The sequence below is a fragment of the Bradyrhizobium sp. B120 genome (assembly GCF_049075665.1).
Lineage (GTDB): Bacteria > Pseudomonadota > Alphaproteobacteria > Rhizobiales > Xanthobacteraceae > Bradyrhizobium.
The window spans coordinates 848331-870504 of the sequence record NZ_CP185242.1 but is presented as its reverse complement, the minus strand read 5'-3'; the positions used below and the strand labels follow the sequence as shown (position 1 = coordinate 870504).

Genomic DNA, 22174 nt, shown 5'->3' with positions numbered 1-22174 from the left:
ATGATATTGGCCCGGGAACAATACCGGTGCGGCGAAACGTCCCGATAACAACCCCGCGACAACGGATTCCCCATGCGAAAACGGCCAGGCATTGCCTGGCCGTTTCATCCGCATGCTTGCGCGAAGCAATTTCTACTTCGAAGCGGTCGGGAGCGGAGCCGGGTGCTCCGAGTTCGAATTCAGATAGGCGATGATGTCGGCGCGCTCGCTGTCCTTCGGCACGCCGGCGAAGCCCATCGCGGTGCCGGGGACGAAGCCCTTCGGGTTGGTCAGGAACTTGTTCAGGTCGTCGAACGACCAGTCGCCGCCCTTGCCCTTCATCGCGGCCGAGAAATTGAAGCCACGGCCCTCGCCCTTCTTCTCGCCGACGATACCGTAGAGGTTCGGACCGACGCGGTTGGGGCCACCCTTTTCGAAGGTATGGCAGGCCTGGCACTTCTTGGCGGCGGCTGCGCCCTTCTCGGCGGAGGCGGTCTGCAGCAGCTTCTCGATCGGCTCGGAGGCGGCCGCAGCGGCCTCGCCGCCACCACCATGGGACTCTTCCTTCACCGCGATCTCAAAACCCGGCTTCTCCGGCATCTTGGCCGAAAAGACCGATCCGGCGGTAAAGCTCATCACCAGGACGACGATGCAGGTGCCGAGAACCGCACCGAGGATTTTGTTGAGTTCGAAGGAGTCCATTTCGGTCAGGCTCCGGGCCTTGAATGTCGACTTCAGGCCGGGAATACGGCCGCGAGGAAAGACCTGGGAATCGGCCTTATCGCACCGCCCCAAGCAGGGTTGAGATATCGGTTTGCCCGCGCTCTGGCAACCCGTATAAACGCGCCGAATTCAACCTCCTCCCCGCCAATTTCCGCAGGCCGGACGGGCCCCGACACGAATGACCCAACCCCGTACCTTGGTGCTGATTCCGGCCCGCATGGCCGCCACGCGCCTCCCCGGCAAACCGCTGCTCGATATCGCGGGCGCGCCGATGATCGTCCATGTGCTGCGACGAGCCGAGGCGGCCGGGATCGGCCGGGTCGCGGTCGCAACCGACACGCCCGAGATCGCAGCGGCGGTGAAGGCTGCGGGCGGCGAGGTGGTGATGACCCGCCCCGACCATCCCTCCGGCTCGGACCGGATCCATGAAGCGATGACGATCCTCGACCCGGACGGCGCTGCCGAGATCGTGGTCAATCTGCAGGGCGATTTCCCGACCATCACGCCCGAGACCATCCAGAGCGTGATGCCGCCGCTCGCCGATCCCACCGTCGACATCTCGACGCTGGCCTCGCGGATCCACAGCGAGGAGGAGGACCGGGCCCCTAGCGTCGTCAAGGCGGTCGGCTCCCCGATCGGCCCGAACCGGCTGCGCGCGCTCTACTTCACCCGCGCCACCGCGCCCCATGGCGATGGGCCGCGCTACCATCATATCGGCCTCTATGCCTACCGGCGTGCCGCCTTAGAGCGGTTCGTGCGGCTGCCGCCCTCGCCGCTGGAGCAGCAGGAGAAGCTCGAGCAGCTGCGGGCGCTGGAGGCCGGGATGCGCATCGACATCACCATCGTCGACACCGTCCCGCGCGGCGTCGACACCCCGGCCGACCTCGAAACCGCCCGCAGAATACTTTCCAAAGCCTGACCGGGTGCTAAAAGGCCCGCCATGACCAAGAAATTGAAAATCGCGTTCCAGGGCGAGCCTGGCGCCAATTCCCATATCGCGATCGCCGAGGCGTATCCCGACGCCGAGCCGATGCCCTGCCCGACCTTCGAGGACGCGCTGGCCGCGATTTCCTCGGGCGAGGCCGATCTCGGCATGATCCCGATCGAGAATTCGGTCGCCGGCCGCGTCGCCGACATCCATCATCTCTTGCCCGCTTCGGGCCTGTTCATCGTCGGCGAATGGTTCTTGCCGATCCGCCACCAATTGATGGCGGTGAAGGGCACCAAGCTCGCCGACATCAAGAGCGTGGAGAGCCACGTCCATGCGCTCGGCCAGTGCCGGCGCATCATCCGCAAGCTCGCCATCCGGCCGATCGTCGCCGGCGACACTGCCGGCAGCGCCCGCGATATTTCCGAGCGCGGCGACAAGAGCGTGGCGGCGATCGCCTCGCGCCTCGCCGCCGATATCTATGGCCTCGACATTCTCGCCGAGGACATCGAGGACGAGGCTCACAACACCACCCGCTTCGTGGTGCTGGCGCGCGAGGCCAAATGGGCTGCGCAAGGCTCCGGGCCGCTGGTCACCAGTTTTGTCTTCCGGGTGCGCAATTTGCCCGCCGCGCTCTACAAGGCACTCGGCGGCTTCGCCACCAACGGCGTCAACATGACCAAGCTCGAAAGCTACATGGTCGACGGCAATTTCTTCGCCACGCAATTCTATGCCGATGTCGACGGTCATCCTGACGACCGTGGACTCGCCTTCGCGCTGGAGGAATTGAAATTCTTCTCGCGCGAATTCCGCATCGTCGGCGTCTATCCGGGCCATCCGTTCCGCGCGACCTTCAGCGAAACGCAGGAATAGGCGGAGCGAGCGCAATTCTCTCCACGTGTCGTCCCGGCGAAAGCCGGGACCCATAACCACCGGCTTGGGTTGTGGGAGCGATAGCGGCCCCAGCGAAGCGCAACAACTTTCATTCGTGGTTATGGGTCCCGGCTTTCGCCGGGACGACGATCATATTGCGGCTTCCTTCTTGCGGAGCCCGAACGCCTCGGCCAGCAGGCTGTACGACTTCTTCCGCGCCGCGTGATCATACACCGCAGTGATTACCATCAGCTCATCCGCCTGGCTCGCCGCGATCAGCGGCTCGAGCTTGGTCATCACGGTTGCAGCGCTGCCGACGAACAGCCGTGCGCGGTTGCGCGCGATCGAGGCGCGCTCGGCGTCGGTGTAGGGATAAGCCTCTGCCTCCTCGACGCTCGGCAGCGGCAGGTACTGGCCGCGATCGCGGCGCAGCCGGTTGAGGTCCATCGACATCGCAAGCCGCTCGGCTTCCGCGTCGGTCTCCGCCGCAACGGCCGCGACCGCCAGGATCGACTGCGGCGCCGCACGCCAGCCCGAGGGCTTGAAATGCGCGCGATAATTCCTCATCGCCGCAATTGCGTCGTGCGTGGCAAAATGATGCGCGAACGCAAAGCCCATCCCGACCTGCGCGGCGAGCTCGGCGGAATAATCGCTCGAGCCGAGCAGCCAGATCGGCGGCAGCGGCGAATCGTCCGGCATCGCCACCACATTGTTGTAGGGATGGCCGGCCGGGAAATCGCGCGTCTCCCAAAGCGTCAGCTCATGCAGCCGCTCGAGGAAGTCGTCGCCCTCGCGGCGATCGAGCCGGCTGCGCAGCGCGTAGGCCGTGGCGCCATCGGTGCCGGGCGCACGGCCAAGGCCGAGATCGATGCGGCCGGGAAACAGCGCCTCCAGCATCTTGAAGCGCTCGGCAACCACCAGCGGCGCGTGGTTGGGCAGCATCACGCCGCCGGAGCCGACGCGGATATGCTGCGTCACCGCCGCGATCTGCCCGATCATCAAATCAGGCGCCGGGCTCGCGACCGAGGCGAGGTTATGGTGCTCGGCGAGCCAATATCTGACGTAGCCGAGACCATCGACATGGCGCGCCAGATCGATGCTGTTGCGGAGCGCAGCGGCTGGTTTGGTACCCGTGGTGACGACGGACAGGTCGAGGACGGAGAGCGGGATCATGGCCGACAACCTAATGTGGCGTCACGAGGCGACAAAGACGCCGGCCGCGCAGAGCAGTCCCGCAATGGAAATTCGGTGCCGGTCACCGCAGCCCTTGGGACGAAATACAAAGATTCGTTGACATGTCGCCTTGCCCACAGCCGGTCCGAACATCCAACCGGTTGCGAAGTTAGATTTTTATCTATATAATTCAATGCAATAAACCCACTCTTCGCCGATTGAAGGCGCAGCCCACCGCTCGTTCCAGATCGCTCATTTTTGCCGTATCTTCGGCGTCAATGGGCAATTTCCCATATCCAATGGGCTGTTTCAGCCCACCGGTTTCGCCTATCTTAGAGCCTCCATATCCAGGCCGGACATCTGACCTCCAGTTGCGGAGCCCTTGCGTATCATGACCGAGACCATTTCCTCCCTGCCGAACGGGCAGCGCGCGCCGAAAGTGCCGAAAATCTCCTTCGAGTTCTTCCCGCCGAAGACCGAGGAGATGGAGCGCAGTCTCTGGGAGACCATCAATCGCCTGGCGCCGCTGACGCCGAACTTCGTCTCGGTCACCTATGGCGCCGGCGGTTCGACCCGCGAGCGCACCCATTCCACCATCAGCCGCATCCTCCGCGAGACCGATCTGCTGCCGGCCGCGCATCTGACCTGCGTCAGTGCCTCGCGCGGCGAGATCGACGAGATCGTCGACCGCTACCATGAGGTCGGCGTCCGCCATATCGTGGCGCTGCGCGGCGATCCGCCCGGCGGCATCGGCACACCCTACTTCACCCATCCCGACGGCTACCAGAGCTCCGCCGAGCTCGTCGCCGCCATCAAGAAGCGCCACGCCGACATCGAGATCTCGGTGTCCGCCTATCCCGAGAAGCATCCGGAGGCCACCGATTTCGACGCCGACATCGACACGCTGAAGGCCAAGGTCGACGCCGGCGCGACGCGCGCGATCACCCAGGTGTTCTTCGACAACGACCTCTATCACCGCTACGTCGACCGGGTGCGCGCACGCGGCATCGAGATTCCGATCGTGCCGGGCATCATGCCGATGCACAATTTCAAGCAGGCCCGCAATTTCGTCACGCGCGCCGGCACCAGCGTGCCGGACTGGCTCGCCGAGAAGTTCGAGGGCCTCGATAACGACGCCGAGACCCGCAAGCTGGTCGCCGCCACCGTCGCCGCCGGCCAAGTGCAGAAGCTGTTCAAGCACGGCGTCGACACCTTCCACTTCTACACCATGAACCGCGCGGACCTCGTGTTCGCGATCAGCCACCTGCTCGGCATCCGGCCGACCGGTGCCCAAAAAGCTGCCTGACCAGAAAGCAATCGATGTCCGTTCCCGTTTCTCCCAAGCGTAACGCTTTGCTCGCGGCTGCCCGCGAGCGCATCCTGGTGCTCGACGGCGCCATGGGCACGATGATCCAGGGCCTGCAGTTCGACGAAGCCGCCTTCCGTGGCGAACGCTTCAAGGACTTCCACCGCGACATCAAGGGCAACAACGACCTCCTGATCCTGACCCAGGCTGAGGCGATCACGGACATCCACGCCGCCTACCTGCGTGCCGGCGCCGATATCGTCGCGACCAACACCTTCTCCTCCACCTCGATCGCACAGGCCGACTACGACATGTCGGACCTCGCCTATGAGCTCAACCTGCAGGGCGCGCGGCTCGCGCGTGCGGCCGCGGAGCGGGTGAGCGCCGAGGACGGCAAGCAGCGCTTCGTCGCCGGCGCGCTTGGCCCGACCAACCGCACCGCCTCGATCTCGCCTGACGTCTCCAATCCCGGCTATCGCGCGGTGACCTTCGACGATCTGCGCAAGGCCTATGGTGAACAGGCCAAGGGCCTGCTCGACGGCGGTGCCGACCTGCTGCTGGTCGAGACCATCTTCGACACGCTGAACGCCAAGGCGGCGCTGTACGCGATCGCCGAGCTCATCGAGGAGCGCGGCATCGACGTGCCCGTGATGATTTCCGGCACCATCACCGACAAGTCCGGCCGCCTGCTCTCCGGGCAGTTGCCGGAGGCGTTCTGGCATTCGGTGCGGCACGCGAGGCCGATCACGATCGGCTTCAACTGTGCGCTTGGCGCCGAGGATCTGCGCGCGCACATCGCCGATATCGGCCGCGTCGCCGACACGCTGGTCTGCGCTTACCCCAACGCCGGCCTGCCCAACGAGTTCGGCCAGTATGACGAGACGCCGGACTACATGGCGCGGCTGATCGGCGAGTTCGCCGCCGCCGGCCTCGTCAACATCGTCGGCGGCTGCTGCGGCACCACGCCCGACCATATCGCGGCGATCGCCAGGGCTGTGGCCCCGCACAAGCCGCGCGTGGTGCCCGAGATCGAACCGCGGCTCAAGCTCTCGGGCCTCGAGCCGTTCACGCTGACCGACGCAATTCCGTTCGTGAACGTCGGCGAACGCACCAACGTCACCGGCTCGGCGCGCTTCCGCAAGCTGATCACTGCGGGCGACTACACCGCCGCACTTCAGGTCGCACGCGACCAGGTCGAGAACGGCGCCCAGGTCATCGACGTCAACATGGACGAGGGCCTGCTCGACTCCGAAGCGGCGATGGTGACGTTCCTCAACCTCGTCGCCGCCGAGCCCGACATCGCACGCGTGCCCGTGATGGTCGACTCCTCGAAATTCCACGTCATCGAGGCCGGCCTGAAGTGCATCCAGGGCAAGCCGATCGTGAACTCGATCTCGATGAAGGAAGGCGAGGACAAGTTCCTGCACGAGGCAACCGTCGCCAAGCGTCACGGCGCCGCCGTGGTGGTGATGGCGTTCGACGAGACCGGCCAGGCCGACACGTTCGCGCGCAAGACCGAGATCTGCAAGCGCGCCTACGACATCCTGGTCAACCGGCTCGACTTCCCGCCCGAGGACATCATCTTCGATCCGAACATCTTCGCGATCGCGACCGGCCTCGAGGAGCACAACAATTACGGCGTCGACTTCATCGAGGCGACGCGCTGGATCCGCCAGAACCTGCCGGGTGCCCACATCTCCGGCGGCGTCTCCAATTTGTCGTTCTCGTTCCGCGGCAACGAGCCGGTGCGCGAGGCGATGCACTCGGTGTTCCTGTATCATGCGATCCATGCCGGCATGGACATGGGTATCGTCAACGCCGGGCAGATGATCGTCTATGACGACATCGACCCCGAGCTGCGCCAGACCTGCGAGGATGTGATCCTCAATCGCGACCCGGGCGCCTCCGAGCGGCTGCTGGCGCTTGCCGAGAAATTCCGCGGCAAGGAGAAGCAGACCAAGGAGCAGGATCTCGCCTGGCGCGAATGGCCGGTCGAGAAGCGGCTGTCGCACGCGCTGGTGCACGGCATCACCGAGTTCATCGAGGCCGACACCGAGGCCGCCCGCCAGAACACGTCCCGTCCGCTCGACGTCATCGAGGGGCCGCTGATGGCCGGCATGAATGTGGTCGGCGACCTCTTCGGCGACGGCAAGATGTTCCTGCCGCAGGTCGTGAAGTCGGCCCGCGTGATGAAGCAGGCGGTCGCCTATCTGATGCCGTTCATGGAGGAGGAGAAGGCACGCAACCGCGCCAATGGCGTCGCCAGCGATGGCCGCAACGCCGCGGGCAAGATCGTGCTCGCGACGGTGAAGGGCGATGTCCACGACATCGGCAAGAACATCGTCGGCATCGTGCTCCAGTGCAACAATTTCGAGGTCATCGACCTCGGCGTCATGGTGCCTGCCAACAAGATCATCGAGACCGCGAAGGCCGAGGGCGCCGACATCATCGGCTTGTCCGGCCTGATCACGCCCTCGCTCGACGAGATGAGCTTCCTCGCCGGCGAGCTGCAACGGCAGGGCATGAACCTGCCTCTCCTGATCGGTGGCGCCACCACCAGCCGCGTGCATACGGCCGTGAAGATCGACCCGAACTATCCGGGCGGCCCGGTCGTGCATGTCAACGACGCGAGCCGCGCGGTCGGCGTCGCCTCCTCGCTGCTGTCGGCCGAGAAGAAGCAGGCCTATGCCGCCGAGGTGCGCGCCGAATACGCAAAGATCTCGACGGCGCATTTCCGCGCCCAGGCCGACAAGAAGCGGCTGAAGCTCGACCACGCCCGCGCCAACAAGGTCGCGATCGACTTTGCCGCAGTGCCGCCGAAGAAGCCGGCCTTCTTCGGGCTGAAGAGTTTTGACGCCTACGATCTCGCCGAGCTCGCCGATTACATCGACTGGACGCCGTTCTTCCAGACCTGGGAGCTGACCGGCCGCTTCCCCGCGATCCTCGACGACCCCAAGGTCGGCGAAGTCGCCCGCTCGCTCTATGCCGACGCGCGCAAGATGCTGGACACGATCATCCAGGAGAAGTGGTTCACTGCGCGGGCCACGATCGGCTTCTGGCCGGCGAATGCCGTCGGCGACGACGTCGAGGTCTATGCCGACGAGACGCGGAAGCAGAAGATCGCGACCTTCCACACGCTGCGCCAGCAGCTCGAGAAGCGCGAGGGCCGCTTCAACGCCGCGCTGTCCGACTTCGTCGCGCCAAAGGAAACCGGCGTGCCCGACTATATCGGCGGCTTCGTCGTCACGGCGGGGATCGGCGAGGATGCGGTCGCCGACCGCTTCAAGAACGCCAATGACGACTACTCCTCGATCCTGTGCAAGGCGCTGGCCGATCGCCTGGCGGAAGCCTTTGCCGAGCGCATGCACCAGCGCGTGCGCAAGGAGTTCTGGGGCTATGCGCCCGACGAGGCCTCGTCGCCGGACGAATTGATCCTCGAGAAGTATGACGGCATCCGCCCCGCGCCCGGCTATCCGGCGCAGCCCGACCACACCGAGAAGCGGACGCTGTTCGCGCTGCTCGATGCCGAGAACACGTCCGGCGTGAAGCTGACCGAGAGCTACGCGATGTGGCCGGGCTCGTCGGTTTCGGGCCTGTATTTCTCGCATCCCGAAAGCTTCTATTTCGGCGTCGGCAAGATCGAGCGCGACCAGGTCGAGGACTATGCCGCGCGCAAGGCCATGACGGTCGCCGAGGTCGAGCGCTGGCTGGCGCCGGTGCTGAACTACATCCCCTCGCAGGACGGCGCGAAGGGCCAGGCGATCGCGCCCGCCGCGACGCCCGCCAACGACGAGGAGTCTCGGGAACTGGCCTCGCATCCGCAGGGCTGCACCTGCGCGGTGCACTTGGCCTGGCGGAAGAAGAAGGTGGGTGCGGGGTAGCTCTTCCACCCTCCCCTGCAGGGGGAGGGTCGGTGCACATGGAGCGAAGCGGAATGCGCACCGGGGTGGGGTGATCCCTCCACTCGGGCACCGCTTCAACGGAGAGACCGTCACCCCACCCCGTATCGCATCGCTCCGCGCGATGCGATACGCCCCTCCCCCTCCAGGGGAGGGTGGAGCATCATTGCCTCTCCGACACGTGTCATCGCCGGGCTTGACCCGGCGATCCATCTTCAAGATTCTCGCGAAGATCGATGGATGCCCGGGTCAAGCCCGGGCATGACATGAGGAGTTCGCCCCATGCAATTCTTCTCCTTCTGGCGATCGCTGGCGAGCTTTCGGGTGCGGATTGCGCTCAATCTGAAGGGCGTTCCGGCGGAGGTCGTGTTCGTCGACATCGATGCGGACGCGCATCGCGCCGATGCCTATCGCAAGATCAATCCGCAGATGGCGCTGCCGGCGCTGGTTATCGACGACGGCACGGTGCTGTTCCAGTCGCTCGCGATCATCGACTATCTCGACGAGACCTATCCGAGCCCGCCGCTGCTGCCACCGGATCCGCTCGGCCGCGCCCGGGTGCGCGGGCTTGCGCTGATCGTCGCCTGCGAGGGCCATCCGCTGCTGACGCCACGGGTGCGCCGCTATCTCGACCGCGAACTCGATCTGCGCGACAGCCAGCAGAACGCCTGGCGGCGGCACTGGACTGTCGAGACGCTGGCGGCGCTCGAGGGCCACCTCGCCAGCGACAAGGCAACCGGCCAGTTCTGTCACGGCGATGCGCCGACCCTCGCCGATATCTGCCTGGTCGGCCATGTCACCGCGGCGATCAACCAGCAGATCAGCCTGTCGCCCTGGCCGACCGTGAAGCGCATCCACGACACCGCGATGGCGCTGCCGGCGTTCGCCAAGGCGCATCCCTCCGCGCAGCCGGATACGCCTGAGGGGATGCGGGCGAAGTAGTGCGTCGCTAGCATTCCCGTCATCCTGAGGAGCGCGCACTTGCGCGCGTCTCGAAGGATCGACGGCCCCGCTGGTGGCCGATTCATCCTTCGAGGCTCGCTCCGCTCGCACCTCAGGTTGACGGGACTCGCAGCTGATTCAGTTGCCAAACAGACATTCAGTGTCATCACCCGCGCATGCGGGTGATCCAGTATTCCAGAGGCGCCAGTGCTTGAGTCGCGATGCCACAGCGCCCTCCAGGCGTCGTCCCGGCGAAGGCCGGGACCCATACGCCGCAGCAGCTGTTGTGAGAGGGACTCGTTGTTCCGCGTCGCGCAACGATAGTCATTCGTGGTTATGGGTCCCGGCCTTCGCCGGGACGACGGTGAGTGTCGTGGCGCGGCTTGTGAGTCATACAACCGCATTCTCGCGACATGACCGTCCGCGCGATCGCCGCCGGCGCCTCGTCGGGAATCGCAAAGCACGAGCTCGCGTTGATCTCGCAGAGCACATAGCTATCGGCGCCGTCGGCATCGCGCGGACCGTAGAGGAAGTCCGCATCCCAGATCACCGGCAACGACGCTTCATCGATCGTCAGCGCCGCCATCAACCCCGGAATCCATTCGTCTTCCATCAGCCGCCGCAGCGTCTGGAACTGTGCGGCATCAGGACCGTGCATGATGCGCGGTCCGGGTTGAGCATCCGGTGAGTCCGGACCTTGCGGCGGCGGCGGGATCAAAGCCTTGATCAGCTGGTGTCCGAAGCCCGCGACCTTCGATCCGCTGACATAGCAACGGATCATGCCCTCGGGCAGGCGCGGCTGGAATGCCTGATCGATGATGCAGCCGCCCCAACCGAAATACGGCTCGCAGCGCGCCATGAAAGCGTCCAGCGGCAGCTCCTCGGGCCGGCTGCCGCGCAGCGCGTGGAGCACGCGGACGGTCGCATCCGCATTCGGCAAACCTTCCACCTTCAAGGCTTCCACCTTCCAGACGCCCTGCCCGCCATTGCCACGGTTCTGCTTGAGCACGCGCGGCCCGGCTGCGCGAAGACGCGACGGGAATTCGGCACGGAAGGCCTCCGCGGTCGCGTATCGATGCGTGTCGGCGCCCCAGCCCAGATGACGCGTCCGATAGAGCACGTCCTTGACGCCCATCTTGAGGATGATGTCGGGATGTGCGCTGACCCAGGGACGTTTCATCGCGACCTCGCGCAGCAGCGGATCGAGCGCCGCGCGCGTCTTGCCCTGATGGATCGGATCGACCCAGACGAGAACGCCGTCCGCAGTCAGCAATTGGTCGCGGACGAGATCGGCGACGGCCTCATCATAGACGACGGGAAAAGCGTCGATGCCGGAAGCTGCAAGCGCGTCGAAGACGCGAACGAAACGGCTGTTTTGTGGGGTCGCCTCCCGGCGCGACGCGGCATCGCCACGCCACAGGATGGCGATTTTGGAACGACGGGATGTGTGTGGTTCGGTGTCCATATGAAAGCTCCACGACGGTTGAGTGTCGCGCAGAGCTTGGACCGAGGTCTCACGGGGAGTCTGCCTTGTCCCCTTGGCAGCAACTCTAGACCACCTCGCGCAGGTTTCAAGATGGAAGTGGGATCATATCGTGATCCGGGATCAGGCCGTAATCCCGTGCAATCCCAGCCAACCCGTGTAGAGGCCGACCAACACGATCAGCGCAGCCGACACGTAGGGGGCGCGTTGGGCAAAGCGGCTGAAGCCACCCCAATGGCGCTCGACATGACGCAGACTGAGCGCCGCCGCGACGCCGACCGAGACCATTGTGATCGCAAGCCCGATGCCGAAGCAGAGCACCAGCACGAAGCCGAGGCTGAACTGCCTGAGCTGAAGGCAGAGCAGCAGCACGGTGATCGCCGCCGGACACGGAATGAGCCCACCAGTCAGGCCGAACAGAATGATCTGCCACGTCGTGACGGTCCGTCCGGCAAAGCGCTTGCGGATGTCGGCAGCGTGCGCGCGCGCATGCGCATCGTCGGCATCGCCGAGATCCATATGCGCATGGTCATGCTCCTCGAACAGGACTTCCGCAATGTCCGCGCGCACCGACACGCGGGCCTTGAAGGCATGCGGCTCCGGAATTTCATCGATGCTTTCCAGATAGCCATCCCGCGCGGCGAAGCGGAACTGCTGCTCGCTGCCGTCGGGACGGATCGTCACGACATAGACCTCGCCGGCTGCCGGAAGCGCCCCGGCCTCGCTGCGCAACCGCCAGCGCGGCGGCACGCCGTCCTCGAAGACTTCGAGCGACAGCGGTTGCCCGGCCAGGGTCAATTGCCGCGTTTCGTCGTGATGGTGGTGATCATGATCGTGATCATGGTGATGGTCGTGCTCCGAATTCTGCTCGCGCCAGGTGCGCCAGGCCATCCAAGCTGCGATCGAAATGATGATCGCCGCTGAGGCCAGTTGCAGCCAGGCTTCGCTGCGTTCGCCGGACCATTGCTGGCCGAAATGCAGCCCCGCCAGCGCGATGATCCAGACGATGGCCGTGTGCGAGATCGTGGCCGACAGGCCGAGCAGCACCGCCTGCGCCACGGTGCCGCGGATGGCGACGATGAAGGCCGCCATCATCGTCTTGGAGTGGCCGGGCTCGAGGCCATGCAACGCGCCGAGCAGGATCGCACTGGGGATGAACAGCCATGCATGCGCGCTGCTCTGCTGGAGCAGCTGGGACAGATCGGTCATTTGCTTCACTTCAAATAGGTACGAACGACATCGATCAGATCAGCCGCGCCCTGCGCTCTCTCGGGATCCTTCTCCCGGGCTGGATCCACCACGTGATGGCGGATGTGATCCTCGAGCAGCTCCGCGGTGAGGCCGTTGATTGCGCCGCGAACCGAGGCCACCAGCATCAACACGTCGGCACAGCCGATCTCGGACTCCAGCGCCCGCTCGACGGCCTCGAGCTGACCCTTGATGCGGCGAACCCGGCCGACGAGCTTGGACTTGTGCTTGATGGTGTGCGACACGACGATAATATAGGGGGGTACCCTATATTGGTCAATAGGGCTGTCGACCCCCTTTGGACGGCATCGGGAAACGGCGCGACTGAGATGACGGCGGCGAGATTGTTCCTGTCATCGACTGTGAATTCTTGGTGATCCGTCGATCCAGCGGAGCGGTTGACAGCAACCGGCATAAGTCTTTTATTGACGTCACGGGGATGTGCGATCTCCCCGCGAGGCGACATGCCCAAGAATCGCGTCCTGTCACCAAGGGCGCACCATGTCGTCATACACATCGATCTCATCCGAAAAACTGTCTCGTCTCATCGGTACCGCCAAAGCGCCGACTCTCGTCGACGTCCGTATCGATGAGGATTTCACCGCCGATCCGCGCTTGATCCCGGGCGCCATCAGGCACTCCCATCTCGAAGTCCAGGACTGGGCTCCCCGCCTTTCCGGCCAGTCCGTGGTCGTGATCTGCCAGAAGGGACAGAAGCTCAGCGAAGGCACCGCCGCCTGGCTCCGGTGCGGCAACATTGCTGCCGAAGTTCTCGAGGGCGGCCACCTCGCCTGGAAGGCCGCGGAGCTTCCCACTGTTCCCGCCGACAGGATTCCGAAACGCGACGGGCGCGGCCGCACCGTCTGGGTGACGCGAGCGCGGCCGAAGATCGATCGCATCGCCTGCCCGTGGCTGATCCGCCGCTTTGTCGATCCCGCGGCCGTGTTCCTATTCGTCACATCAGCGGAAGTCGAGGCCGTCGCCGAGCGCTTCGACGCCACGCCGTTCGATATCGAGAGCGTGTTCTGGAGCCATCGCGGCGAGCTCTGCACCTTCGACGTGATGGTCAGGGAGTTCGGCCTGTCGACGCCCGCACTGGAGCGGCTCGCGACGATGGTGCGGGCCGCGGATACCGCGCGGCTCGACCTTTCGCCGGAGGCGGCGGGGCTGCTCGCCGCCTCGCTCGGCCTATCGCGCATGTTCGACGACGACCTCGAACAATTGAGCGCCGGCATGTTGCTCTACGACGCCTTCTATCGCTGGTGCCGCGACGCGACGCGGGAGACGCACAACTGGCCGACCAGCAAGGTGAAGCCATGACGGACGTCGCAACAACATCAAGGGCGCGCGGACAGGAGCACGCGCACGGCATCTCATTTCACGAGGCGCTGCTCGTCTGGATGCGCGTCGCCATCCTGAGCTTCGGCGGACCGGCCGGCCAGATCGCGGTGATGCATCGCATTCTGGTCGAGGAGAAGAACTGGATCTCGGAAGGGCGTTTCCTGCACGCCCTCAACTACTGCATGCTGCTGCCGGGACCGGAAGCGCAGCAGCTCGCGACCTATATCGGTTGGTTGCTGCACCGGACGCTTGGGGGCATCGTGGCGGGCGGATTGTTCATCCTGCCCGGCATCTTCGCCATCATGGGCCTCAGCTATGTCTACGCAGCGTACGGCAATGTGGGGTTTGTAGAGGCTCTGTTCTTCGGCCTGAAGGCCGCGGTGCTTGCCATTGTCATCCAGGCTGTCGTGCGGGTCGGCAAACGCGCACTGCGCAACCGGGTGATGATCGCGCTCGCGGCCATCGCCTTTGTCGCGATCTTCTTCTTCGCCGTGCCGTTTCCGCTGATCATCGGACTTTCCGCCGTCACAGGACTGATCGGCGCACGCCTGGGCCGGAGCGAATTTGCCGCCGTCGAACATGGCGGGAAAAATTCCGCCGTGATCGACAGCATGTTGGGCGAAGAGGTACCTGATCATGTCCGTCCCAACGCCTCCCGCACCTTGCGTGTCGGCGCCGTCTGGCTCGCGCTCTGGCTGGTTCCGGTGTTCGCGCTGCTCGTCGTCATGGGGCCCGGCGACGTGTTCACCCAGATCGCGATCTTCTTCAGCAAGATGGCGATGGTGACGTTCGGCGGAGCCTACGCCGTGCTCGCCTATGTCGCACAGCAGGCCGCCGAATATTATCACTGGGTCAGTCCGCGCGAGATGCTGGACGGGCTCGGCATGGCCGAGACCACGCCCGGACCGCTCATCATGGTGGTCCAGTTCGTGGGCTTCATGGCCGCGTTCCGCGAGGCAAGCGGGCTGTCGCCGATGCTTGCCGCCACGCTCGGCGGGTTGCTGGCGACATGGGTGACGTTCACACCGTGCTTCCTGTGGATCTTCGTCGGCGCGCCCTACATCGAAGCGCTGCGCGGCAACAAGGTGCTGGCGGGCGCGCTTTCGGCGATCACCGCCGCCGTGGTCGGCGTGATCCTCAACCTGTCGATCTGGTTCGCGCTGCATACGCTGTTTCGGCAGACCTTCCCGGTGCACGGGTTCGGCCTGTCGTTCGACGCGCCGGTGCCTGGCAGCGTCGACTGGCCTGCGCTTGCGCTGTCGGCAGCCGCAGCGATTGCGATCTTCCGCTTCAATGTGGGGATGCTCAGCGTCCTCGCCGCGTCCTGCATCATGGGCGTGCTGTTGCGCCTGGCAGGCGTGATCTGAACGAAGCGACGCCATCTCGAGGAACCTGGGGCAGCACAACACAACCGGGAGAACAAACATGCAGGAACGAAGATTCCTTTACCTGATCCTGACACTGGCGATCGCGGGCACCGCTATGCCCGCCTACGCCGACGTCAGCGAGCAGCAGCAGGCCACCGTCGCATTGGCCGGGGCGGCTGCCAACCACCCGCCGACGACCGAGACCCTGCGCGGCGTCGTCGACAGCATCGACGAACGCAGCGACACGATCAGGATACGCCTGGCACCGGACAGGACCGAACCGTTCAAGGTTCAGGACGGCCTGCTGTTCAACGCCGTCCGTTTCGGCGACCCCGTCGCGTTCTCGGTGCAGGACATCTCGGGATCCCGGACCATCGTCGGGCTCACGAAGGAATAGCGCGAACTTTTGCGCCTTAGATCCAAACGTACCGGCATTGCTCACATCAGGAGGACCCATGACCATCAACACCGAGCGCCGAAACTTCATCACCGCGGTCGGCGCGGCCACCGCATCGGCAGTCGTGCTGGGCGCCAACCAAGCCGCCGCCGAAACCAACCAGCAGACAGGAACCAGGGCCATGTCCTATCAGGCAAAGCCGATGTCGTTCGACCCAAAATCGATCACCGGCATCTCGGAGAAGATTCTCGTCAGCCACTACGAGAACAATTACGTCGGTGCGGTGAAGCGGCTGAATGCCATCGGCACGCAGCTTGCCGAACTCGACTTCGCCAAGGCGCCGAACTTTGTGATCAACGGCCTGAAGCGCGAGGAGCTGGTCGCGGCGAACTCGATGATCCTGCATGAAGTCTATTTCGATGGACTCGGCGGCGCCGGCAAACCGAACGGAGCGCTCGCCGAGGCGATTGCGCGCGACTTCGGCAGCATGGAGCGCTGGCGGACGGAATTCGCGGCGATGGGCAAGGCGGAAGGTGGCGGTTCGGGGTGGGTGATCCTCGCCTACTCGCCCCGCGACAAGCGGCTGGTCAATCAATGGGCCGCGGATCACACGACGACGCTGGCCGGCGGCCGTCCGGTCCTCGTGCTCGACATGTATGAGCACGCCTATCACATGGACTTCGGTGCCGCCGCGGCCCGCTATGTCGACGTCTACATGGAGGCCATTCGCTGGGACAATGCAGCCCGGCTTTACGAGCAATACGCGAAGGAGACGTGAGGAGAGGCGTGGAGCGGTGCTGCCGGTTCCCGTTCGGCGGGCATGTTGCCAAACACTGCTGCGTTATCGGCATTGAGAACGTGCCTCCGCCATTCTAGATCAGAGCTTGCCCCTCCCCCGGCGCTGTCACCGCGCCGCTCCACCGAAGAGTTAGTCTATGCGACCCCACATCATCTGCCACATGGGCACGTCGATCGACGGCCGGCTGCATCCCAGCCGCTTCACCAAGCCGGCCGCCGGCATCCCGGCCGACGTGCTGCGCTCCCACTATGAGAGGATCCATGACGGCTTCAATGCCGATGGCTGGATCATCGGCCGCGTCACCATGAACGAGATGGCCAAAGGAACCGAGCGGCAGTTCGCCAACCCGCCGAAGCTGCCGCGCGAGCCGCATCTCGGCAATCGCAACGGCCGCAAGCTCGCTATCGGCATCGATCCGTCGGGCCGCGTGCATTTCGGCAAGGACAATGTCGGCGGCGATCACGCCGTGGCGGTGCTCGGCGAACAGGTCTCGGACAGCCATCTTGCCGAGTTGCGGGAGGACGGCGCGTCCTACATCTTTGCAGGCCGCAAGGGCGACGATCTGGCGAGCGCGATGGCGCAGCTCGCGTCACTGTTCGGCGCCAAGACGCTGCTGCTCGAAGGCGGCGGCGGGATCAATGGCGCGTTCCTGAAACAGGGACTGATCGACGAGTTCAGCACATTGATCCATCCAGCGGTCGACGGCGTCGCGGGATCGCAGAGCATCGTCGACTATCACGGCCCGGACGGCGACCGCCCCGGCGCCGGGCAGTCGCTCCGGCTTACCCACTGCGAGACGCTGGAAGGCGGCATGGTGTGGCTGCGCCACGCGGTGGAGCGCGCGCCAGGCTGAGCGATCCGAGCGCGCTTTGCTCGCGCCGGTGTCAGAACTTGTAGCTCAACGCGGCGCGAGCAACGCTGAACCTGTTCTCGCGGCTCGCGTTGTAGCGGATCTGGCTCTGCAGCGGGTCCGCGCCCTGGAATGTCGCCGTAACGCCGCTGCTGCCGAGATCGACATAGAGATATTCGCCGCGCAGCGTCCAGTTATTGGTGAAGGCATATTCGAGACCGCCGCCGGCGGCCCAACCGACGCGGACGTCGGAGTTATCGCCAAGCCAGAGCCGCGAAAAGCCATTGGAAAAAACTTCCGAATTCGCGATATGGGTCTTCACCTCGCCATAGGCTAGGCCGCCTGTCCCGTAAATCAGCAAGCGCTCGGCCGGCACAAAGCCGATGCGGCCCCGCACGGTGCCGAACCAATCGATCTTGCTGGTGGTTTGAAAATTGAAGCTTTCCGTGGGGCTATGAAAGAAAGTGACGACCGTGCTTCCACCGCGGGAAGAATTCAGGTCGGCATAGTTGAAATCAGCTTCTACCCCAAGGACGACCTTGCCCAACTGATAATTGTATCCGAGCAATCCACCAGCAGTGACACCTGACTGGCTGCTGTCCGAAACGGGAATACGAACGATATTGTCGGGTGCGATCAGCGACGTGATATTGCTGCTGGATGTGATATTCCCACCATCATACCAGCCGCCGCCCACATTCACGCCGGCATAGAAGCCGGACCAATTGTACGCGGGAGTTACCAATGGCGGAGCCTTGGTCCAGTTGCGCTCCGGCAGGTCAGCGGCTGAGACCGCGCCTGCAAACCCCGTGATCAAGAGCAGGCCAGTCCCAACGATTGCAAAACGACGCACTTCCATTCCCCTTGCGCTGGCCACAAGCCAGCGACGCACGTCTCTGCCATGAGAGGAAGGAATGCGACAGCATGTCTCATTCGAATTTTATTCTTTCCAGCGACCTGTGACTAAGTTGCAACGGTCCGCGCTCACAACCTGTTGAGTGGACCGGCCGGAATCAATCGGCGTCGAATCGGTAGCCGCTCCTGCACCCCGCGACGAAGAACGCGACGCCGCGCGCGACGTGCTCGTCGAGCTCGGGATCGAGCGCCTTCAAGTCGACTTCGTAGAGAGCCCGGAGCAGCATCGGTACCGCGATGATGTCGAGGAACAGGCGCGCCGTGGTCGGCAGGTGCTCCGGCGCGAAGGCCGGCAGCTTGCCGAGCTCGTCGGATCGCGTCAGGTCGCGCAGCAGGTGAACGCCGAGCTCGGTGGCGAGCGCGCGCGCCCTGCGGTTGACGGTGGCGGCGAGATCCGGGAAGCGATGCGCCTCCGCGATCGCAAGCCGCATCAGGCCGATCCGGTCGGCGTCGAGGCCCCAGTGCAACAGGGTCGAGGCGACGCTGGTGAGGCGTTCCTCCACTGTCGCGCCGAGCGGCGCGTCCGCCTTGAACTCGGCGATGCGTGCCAGGATGTCCCGCGTCACCACCTCGGTGAACAGCGCGCGCTTGTCGCGGAAGCGCGCATAGATGGTGCGCTTGCCGGAGCGCGCGGCCTCGGCGATCTCGTCGATGCTGGCGCCTTCGAAGCCGCGCTCGAGGAACACCTTGCGTGCGGCGTCGAGGATGCGCGCATCGACCTCGCCGGCCAATTCCTTTGGCGGCCGGCCCGCGCGTACTTCGGCCGGCCCGGTCGCCGCCTTGGTCTTGGGCGCCCGCGGCATCTTCAGGGTACTGGTGGTCATCAGTCTTCCCCGGTTCCATGGGCCGGTCCGGCCGGCAACATCAAGCAATATAGCCCTATCACATCTAGTTGTAAATAGAACGGTACAGTTCCGTTTCTATTGACGCTGCGCTGCCACGAGACTATTTGCCGCACAGAACGGAACGGTACCGTTCCCTTTTGCGAAGGCCTTGCAGACCTCGCCTGACAGCAGGAGCAGCCATCATGTTCGAAGACACGGTTTTGGAGCGCGACCACGGAGGGCACGAGGGCATCGAGGGTTCGCCCTCGGCGCCGGCCGCACACGAGCCCAACGTCACATCCGAGCGGCCGGAGGTCACCGCGCGGGCCCCGGCGCAGGAGCGCCCCGCAAGCAAAGAGCCCGCCCCGCCCGAGACAGTCCCGCCGGAAGTCGCCCCACAGAAGCGCGACTTCCTGCGCCGCCGTCCGGTGGTCTCCGCGATCGGCGCCGTGCTGCTCGCCGCCACGCTCGGCGGCGGCACCCTCTACATGGACTACACCGGGCATTTCGAATCCACCGACGACGCCTTCATCGCGGCGCGGCAGTTCGCGCTGGCGCCAAAGGTCTCCGGCTACATCACCGCGGTTCCGGTCACGGACAACCAGCACATCGCCGCCGGCGACGTGATCGCGCGCATCGACGACCGCGACTATCGCGTCGCGCTGGCACAGGCCGAGGCGCAGGTCGCCGCCGCACAGGCCAGCATCCAGAATGTCGATGCGCAGCTCGACGTGCAGCAGGCGCAGATATCAGCCAACCAGGCCCAGGTCGACCAGGCCCAAGCGGCGCTGACCTTCGCCCAGCAGCAGGCGACGCGCTACCAGCATCTGGAGCAGACCGGCTATGGCACCGTGCAGAATTCCGAGCAGTACACCTCGCAACTGCATCAGCAGCAGGCGTCCCTGTTGAGCGCGCAGGCGACGCTCAACCTGGCGCAGCGCCAGGTGGAATCGCTGAAGGCGCAGCGCAAGAGCGCGGTCGCGAACCTCGCGCAAGCCGAGGCGCAGCGCGACCAGGCGCAACTCAATCTGTCCTATACGACGGTGACTGCCGCGCAGCCCGGCCGCGTCGTCAACCTTTCGGCCGCCGTCGGCCAGTTCGCGCAGGCCGGCACCAACCTCACGATGTTCGTGCCCGACCAGACCTGGGTCACCGCGAATTTCAAGGAGATCCAGCTCGACCAGATGCGTCCGGGCGAAAAGGTGACGCTGAAGATCGACGCCTATCCCGGCCGCACCATCAAGGGCCACGTCGAAAGCGTGCAGCCGGGTTCGGGCACCGCGTTCTCGCTGCTGCCGGCGCAGAACGCCACCGGCAACTACGTCAAGATCGTGCAGCGCGTGCCGGTCAAGATCGTGATGGACAACCCGCCGACCGACGTCGCGCTCGGCCCGGGCATGTCCGTCGTCCCGACGGTGCGGATCAATCCCGCGCCATCGCTGCTCGAGCGTCTTGAGAAGCTCTGATCCGGGGAGGCTGTCATGAGTGCAACAGCAATCGATGCCAAAAGCCTTCCTACTCCGAGCGTCGCCGTCAACCCCTGGCTGATCGCCATCGTGGTTGCGCTCGCGAGCTTCATGGAGGTGCTCGACACCACCATCGCCAACGTCGCGCTGCCCTATATCGCGGGCGGCATGGGCGTGAGCGAGGACGAAGCCTCCTGGGTGGTCACGACCTACCTGGTGTCCAACGCCATCATCCTGACCGTCTCCGGCTTTCTCGCGAGAACGCTCGGACGCAAGACCTTCTTCCTGATCTGCCTCGGCATCTTCACGGTGAGTTCGGTGCTGTGCGGCTTCGCGCCCAATCTGAACGCGCTGCTGCTGTTCCGCATCCTGCAGGGCCTCGGCGGCGGCGGCATGGTGCCGGTCGCGCAGTCGATCCTCGCCGACGCCTTCCCGCCGGCCAAGCGCGGCCAGGCGTTTGCGGTGTTCGGCATCGCCGTGGTGGTGGCACCGGTGGTCGGACCGACGCTCGGCGGCTGGCTGTCCGACAATCTGTCCTGGCACTGGTGCTTCCTGATCAACGCGCCGGTCGGCGTGTTCGCGATCGCGCTGATCGCAGCGGTGCTGCAGGAGCCCGCGAAGGCCAAAGGAGCGCAGAAGGCCGCGCAGCCGCAGAACAACACCTTCGACTTCATCGGCTTCGCACTGGTTGCAACCTTCCTCGGCGCGCTCGAGGTGACGCTCGACCGCGGTCTCGAGGACGACTGGTTCGGTTCGCCCTTCATCATCACCTTCGCAGCGATCAGCGCCGCGGCGTTCGTGCTGATGATCCCGTGGGAGATGACCCGCCGCAATCCGATGATCGACCTGCGCATGGTCGCGACCCGGCAGTTCGGCGCCTGCTTCCTGGTGATGCTGGCGACCGGCGCCATCCTGCTTGCGACCACCCAGTTCCTGCCGCAGCTGGTGCAGCAGGATTTCGGCTACACCGCGACCTGGGCCGGCCTCGTGCTCTCGCCCGGCGGCGTGGTCACCATGGTGATGATGTTCGCGGTCGGCCGGCTCGCCGCCAAGGTGCAGCCGAAATATTTGATCGTCGCCGGCGCGCTGGTGATCGCCGCCTCGATGTACAGCATGACCAACGTGTATGCCGATCTCGGCTTCTGGTTCATGGCGCGCTCACGCATGCTGATCGGTGTCGGCCTGCCCCTGATCTTCGTGCCGATCATGGCGGCGTCCTATGACGGCATTCCGCCCGACAAGACCGACCAGGCCTCCGCGCTGATCAACGCGGCGCGCAACACCGGCGGCTCGATCGGCGTCTCGATCGTCTCCAACGTGCTGACCCATCGCCAGCAGTTCCACCAGAGCCGGCTGGTGGAGCAGGTGACGCCGTCGAGCCCGCAATATCAGGACACGCTGCACCAGGTCACCGACTTCTTCGTCGCCCAGGGCAACTCGCTGGCGCAGGCGCACCAGCAGGCGATCCAGTGGGTCGGGCAGCAAGTGCAGACCCAGGCCTCGTTCCTGTCCTACATGGATGCGTTCTGGGTCCTGATGCTGATCTCGCTCTCAGCGATCCCGCTGGCGCTGACCTTGCGCAAGGTCAAGCTCGGCGGCCCCGCCCCCGTCGGTCATTGACGAAATGCGGAGGTCAACTGCGATACGCCCGCGCCATGGAT

The 22174-nt window shown here is 65.0% G+C and carries 19 protein-coding genes; 12 read left to right on the top strand and 7 right to left on the bottom strand.

The window, feature by feature from the left end:
* Positions 1-132: 132 nt before the first annotated feature.
* On the bottom strand, positions 133-681 hold the full coding sequence (locus ACOIX3_RS04030; RefSeq protein WP_097673819.1) for a c-type cytochrome: 549 nt from the start codon (positions 679-681) through the stop codon (positions 133-135).
* Between the two features lie 199 nt (positions 682-880).
* On the opposite strand from ACOIX3_RS04030, the gene ACOIX3_RS04025 reads away from it, so the two are divergent.
* Both ACOIX3_RS04025 and ACOIX3_RS04020 read left to right on the top strand, forming a co-directional pair.
* Positions 881-1621, top strand: a complete 741-nt coding sequence (locus ACOIX3_RS04025) for a 3-deoxy-manno-octulosonate cytidylyltransferase (RefSeq protein ID WP_420968498.1) — start codon at positions 881-883, stop codon at positions 1619-1621.
* A gap of 21 nt (positions 1622-1642) precedes the next feature.
* On the top strand, positions 1643-2503 hold the full coding sequence (locus ACOIX3_RS04020) for a prephenate dehydratase (RefSeq protein ID WP_420968497.1): 861 nt from the start codon (positions 1643-1645) through the stop codon (positions 2501-2503).
* Between the two features lie 150 nt (positions 2504-2653).
* Here the strand turns inward: ACOIX3_RS04020 and ACOIX3_RS04015 are convergent, their stop codons facing one another.
* Positions 2654-3676, bottom strand: coding sequence for an LLM class flavin-dependent oxidoreductase (locus ACOIX3_RS04015; protein WP_420968496.1), 1023 nt, complete (start codon positions 3674-3676; stop codon positions 2654-2656).
* A gap of 391 nt (positions 3677-4067) precedes the next feature.
* Here ACOIX3_RS04015 and metF point away from each other — a divergent pair, with 391 nt between their 5' ends.
* The 3 genes from metF to maiA all read left to right on the top strand — a co-directional run bounded on the left by metF (position 4068) and on the right by maiA (position 9823).
* Entirely contained in the window at positions 4068-4982 is a 915-nt protein-coding gene (gene metF / locus ACOIX3_RS04010; RefSeq protein ID WP_420968495.1) for a methylenetetrahydrofolate reductase [NAD(P)H], read from the top strand.
* 14 nt (positions 4983-4996) lie between these two features.
* Complete coding sequence (gene metH / locus ACOIX3_RS04005; protein WP_420968494.1) at positions 4997-8863, top strand: methionine synthase; 3867 nt, start codon at positions 4997-4999, stop codon at positions 8861-8863.
* Positions 8864-9163: 300 nt separating this feature from the next.
* Complete coding sequence (gene maiA, locus ACOIX3_RS04000) at positions 9164-9823, top strand: maleylacetoacetate isomerase (RefSeq protein WP_420968493.1); 660 nt, start codon at positions 9164-9166, stop codon at positions 9821-9823.
* Between the two features lie 334 nt (positions 9824-10157).
* On the opposite strand, the gene ACOIX3_RS03995 is transcribed toward maiA, so the two are convergent.
* The 3 genes from ACOIX3_RS03995 to ACOIX3_RS03985 all read right to left on the bottom strand — a co-directional run bounded on the left by ACOIX3_RS03995 (position 10158) and on the right by ACOIX3_RS03985 (position 12799).
* Complete coding sequence (locus ACOIX3_RS03995) at positions 10158-11288, bottom strand: Cj0069 family protein (protein WP_420968492.1); 1131 nt, start codon at positions 11286-11288, stop codon at positions 10158-10160.
* Between the two features lie 141 nt (positions 11289-11429).
* Positions 11430-12515, bottom strand: coding sequence for a nickel/cobalt efflux transporter (locus ACOIX3_RS03990; protein ID WP_420968491.1), 1086 nt, complete (start codon positions 12513-12515; stop codon positions 11430-11432).
* Between the two features lie 5 nt (positions 12516-12520).
* On the bottom strand, positions 12521-12799 hold the full coding sequence (locus ACOIX3_RS03985) for a metal/formaldehyde-sensitive transcriptional repressor (protein ID WP_194461113.1): 279 nt from the start codon (positions 12797-12799) through the stop codon (positions 12521-12523).
* Positions 12800-13055: 256 nt separating this feature from the next.
* Here ACOIX3_RS03985 and ACOIX3_RS03980 point away from each other — a divergent pair, with 256 nt between their 5' ends.
* From ACOIX3_RS03980 to ACOIX3_RS03960, 5 genes are all read left to right on the top strand, one after another.
* Positions 13056-13874 (top strand): chromate resistance protein ChrB domain-containing protein, encoded by an 819-nt coding sequence (locus ACOIX3_RS03980; RefSeq protein ID WP_420968489.1) that lies wholly within the window; start codon positions 13056-13058, stop codon positions 13872-13874.
* Complete coding sequence (gene chrA / locus ACOIX3_RS03975; protein ID WP_420968488.1) at positions 13871-15262, top strand: chromate efflux transporter; 1392 nt, start codon at positions 13871-13873, stop codon at positions 15260-15262. Before ACOIX3_RS03980 ends, chrA begins: the two co-directional genes overlap by 4 nt.
* A gap of 58 nt (positions 15263-15320) precedes the next feature.
* Entirely contained in the window at positions 15321-15659 is a 339-nt protein-coding gene (locus tag ACOIX3_RS03970) for a hypothetical protein (RefSeq protein WP_420968487.1), read from the top strand.
* A gap of 181 nt (positions 15660-15840) precedes the next feature.
* Positions 15841-16437 carry a superoxide dismutase gene (locus tag ACOIX3_RS03965; RefSeq protein WP_420971968.1) on the top strand — a complete coding sequence of 199 codons (597 nt, stop codon included), beginning with the start codon at positions 15841-15843 and terminating at the stop codon, positions 16435-16437.
* Between the two features lie 157 nt (positions 16438-16594).
* The gene (locus tag ACOIX3_RS03960) at positions 16595-17311 is read left to right on the top strand and encodes a dihydrofolate reductase family protein (protein ID WP_420968486.1); all 717 of its coding nucleotides are present in this window, start codon (positions 16595-16597) and stop codon (positions 17309-17311) included.
* 31 nt (positions 17312-17342) lie between these two features.
* Here the strand turns inward: ACOIX3_RS03960 and ACOIX3_RS03955 are convergent, their stop codons facing one another.
* Together ACOIX3_RS03955 and ACOIX3_RS03950 are read right to left on the bottom strand one after the other, a co-directional pair.
* Entirely contained in the window at positions 17343-18167 is an 825-nt protein-coding gene (locus ACOIX3_RS03955) for an outer membrane protein (protein WP_420968485.1), read from the bottom strand.
* A gap of 154 nt (positions 18168-18321) precedes the next feature.
* The gene (locus ACOIX3_RS03950; protein ID WP_420968484.1) at positions 18322-19047 is read right to left on the bottom strand and encodes a TetR/AcrR family transcriptional regulator; all 726 of its coding nucleotides are present in this window, start codon (positions 19045-19047) and stop codon (positions 18322-18324) included.
* Between the two features lie 203 nt (positions 19048-19250).
* Between ACOIX3_RS03950 and ACOIX3_RS03945 the strand changes: the two genes are divergently transcribed.
* The gene (locus tag ACOIX3_RS03945; protein ID WP_420968483.1) at positions 19251-20513 is read left to right on the top strand and encodes an HlyD family secretion protein; all 1263 of its coding nucleotides are present in this window, start codon (positions 19251-19253) and stop codon (positions 20511-20513) included.
* A gap of 15 nt (positions 20514-20528) precedes the next feature.
* Positions 20529-22133, top strand: a complete 1605-nt coding sequence (locus ACOIX3_RS03940) for a DHA2 family efflux MFS transporter permease subunit (RefSeq protein ID WP_420968482.1) — start codon at positions 20529-20531, stop codon at positions 22131-22133.
* The last annotated feature ends 41 nt before the right edge of the window (positions 22134-22174 follow it).

What these genes read in the sequence shown, in the direction of transcription:
- metH (WP_420968494.1), top strand. Translation starts at nt 4,997, where the DNA reads ATGTCCGTTCCCGTTTCTCCCAAGCGTAACGCTTTGCTCGCGGCTGCC.
- chrA (WP_420968488.1), top strand. Translation starts at nt 13,871, where the DNA reads ATGACGGACGTCGCAACAACATCAAGGGCGCGCGGACAGGAGCACGCG.
- ACOIX3_RS03965 (WP_420971968.1), top strand. Translation starts at nt 15,841, where the DNA reads ATGTCCTATCAGGCAAAGCCGATGTCGTTCGACCCAAAATCGATCACC.
- ACOIX3_RS03960 (WP_420968486.1), top strand. Translation starts at nt 16,595, where the DNA reads ATGCGACCCCACATCATCTGCCACATGGGCACGTCGATCGACGGCCGG.
- ACOIX3_RS03950 (WP_420968484.1), bottom strand. Translation starts at nt 19,047, where the DNA reads ATGACCACCAGTACCCTGAAGATGCCGCGGGCGCCCAAGACCAAGGCG.
- ACOIX3_RS04015 (WP_420968496.1), bottom strand. Translation starts at nt 3,676, where the DNA reads ATGATCCCGCTCTCCGTCCTCGACCTGTCCGTCGTCACCACGGGTACC.
- ACOIX3_RS03970 (WP_420968487.1), top strand. Translation starts at nt 15,321, where the DNA reads ATGCAGGAACGAAGATTCCTTTACCTGATCCTGACACTGGCGATCGCG.
- ACOIX3_RS04025 (WP_420968498.1), top strand. Translation starts at nt 881, where the DNA reads ATGACCCAACCCCGTACCTTGGTGCTGATTCCGGCCCGCATGGCCGCC.
- ACOIX3_RS03990 (WP_420968491.1), bottom strand. Translation starts at nt 12,515, where the DNA reads ATGACCGATCTGTCCCAGCTGCTCCAGCAGAGCAGCGCGCATGCATGG.
- ACOIX3_RS03940 (WP_420968482.1), top strand. Translation starts at nt 20,529, where the DNA reads ATGAGTGCAACAGCAATCGATGCCAAAAGCCTTCCTACTCCGAGCGTC.
- ACOIX3_RS03995 (WP_420968492.1), bottom strand. Translation starts at nt 11,288, where the DNA reads ATGGACACCGAACCACACACATCCCGTCGTTCCAAAATCGCCATCCTG.
- maiA (WP_420968493.1), top strand. Translation starts at nt 9,164, where the DNA reads ATGCAATTCTTCTCCTTCTGGCGATCGCTGGCGAGCTTTCGGGTGCGG.
- ACOIX3_RS04030 (WP_097673819.1), bottom strand. Translation starts at nt 681, where the DNA reads ATGGACTCCTTCGAACTCAACAAAATCCTCGGTGCGGTTCTCGGCACC.
- ACOIX3_RS03945 (WP_420968483.1), top strand. Translation starts at nt 19,251, where the DNA reads ATGTTCGAAGACACGGTTTTGGAGCGCGACCACGGAGGGCACGAGGGC.
- metF (WP_420968495.1), top strand. Translation starts at nt 4,068, where the DNA reads ATGACCGAGACCATTTCCTCCCTGCCGAACGGGCAGCGCGCGCCGAAA.
- ACOIX3_RS04020 (WP_420968497.1), top strand. Translation starts at nt 1,643, where the DNA reads ATGACCAAGAAATTGAAAATCGCGTTCCAGGGCGAGCCTGGCGCCAAT.
- ACOIX3_RS03980 (WP_420968489.1), top strand. Translation starts at nt 13,056, where the DNA reads ATGTCGTCATACACATCGATCTCATCCGAAAAACTGTCTCGTCTCATC.
- ACOIX3_RS03955 (WP_420968485.1), bottom strand. Translation starts at nt 18,167, where the DNA reads ATGGAAGTGCGTCGTTTTGCAATCGTTGGGACTGGCCTGCTCTTGATC.